We start from the raw sequence: 1180 nt of genomic DNA, 5'->3' as shown, positions 1-1180 counted from the left end.
CTGACACGAAAATAACGGTGACCACAAGCTGGTGAGGGCAGGTAGGGGTGACCCGTCGGCGTTGCCGGTGGCGGCGGGTTGTGGTTATGCGGTGTTGGAGAGGGGTTGCAGGGTGACGCGGTATCCGAGGGCTTCGAGTTGTCCGACCGCGCGGGCTTTAGCCTTGGCGGGGACGCGTCGGGTGAAGTAGTCGGCGCCGGGGTCGCGGTAGAACTCACCGTTGGTGAGCATGTTCCAGGCGGCCACCAGCATCGCATGCTCTATGGCCACTATGGCTTTCAGTGGGCCGCGTCGGGCGGCGATGCGCTTGTATTTCGCCGAGTAATAGGTTCCTTTGGAACGGGATGCCGCCAGCGCCGCGGTCCCCAGGGCGCCCTTGAGGTAGCGGTTGCCGGGGCGAGTCTTGGTCGATTTCACCCGGCCGGCGGACTCGTTAGACCCTGGGGCGGTGCCCGCCCACGACGCCAGATGCCCGGCGGTGGGAAACACGTTCATGTCCGCGCCGGTCTCGGCGATGAAGATCTCAGCGACCGTCGTGGAAAAGCCCGGGATGCTGATCAGCAGATCCCGGGCGGCCCGAAAAGGTTCCATCGCCTCGTCGATGCGGGCCGAGAGCCGGTCGATATCAGCAGTGTGGGCGTCGATGCGGTCCAGAAACAGCCGGGCCATGAACGCGTGGTGGGCGGTGAAGTGCCCGTGAAGGGCCTCGGTCAACGCCGGGATCTTGCTGCGCAGCCGACGTTTCGCCAGCTCGGCGATCACCGCGGGGTCGTCGCGCCCCTCGATGAGAGCCGCCAGCATCAACCGCCCCGACACCCCGGTGATGTCGGTGGCCACTGCGGACAGTTTGATTCCGGCGTCCTCGAGCAGCTTCTCGAGTCGGTGGATCTCCCGGGTACGCTCCTGGGTGATCACCGTGCGGGCACGGGTGAGATCCCGCAGCATCCGGATCGGCTCCGGCGGCACGAACGAGGCCCGCACCAGCCCGTGCGCGCCCAAATCGGCGAGCCAGGCGGCATCAGACACATCGCTCTTGCGGCCGGGCACGTTGCGTACATCGCGAGCGTTGACCAGCATCACCTCGAAATGCTCTTCGAGCAGATAGTAAAACGGGCGCCAGTAATCGCTAGTCGCCTCCATCACCACGCACGTGACCTTCTGCTCGAGCAGGTGCTCACGC

Annotated in this window: 1 protein-coding gene; it reads right to left on the bottom strand. The window is 65.7% G+C overall.

The genetic code is table 11. The features are described 5' to 3' along the window. Window positions 1–84: 84 nt before the first annotated feature. A partial coding sequence (locus F6Q13_RS17660) for an IS110 family transposase (protein ID WP_293059310.1) occupies window positions 85–1180 on the bottom strand: 1096 nt, incomplete at its 5' end.

The organism is Mycobacterium sp. (genome assembly GCF_008709575.1).
Lineage (GTDB): Bacteria > Actinomycetota > Actinomycetes > Mycobacteriales > Mycobacteriaceae > Mycobacterium.
Note: the sequence above shows the minus strand (reverse complement) of the source record. Positions and strands in the feature narration are given on the sequence as shown.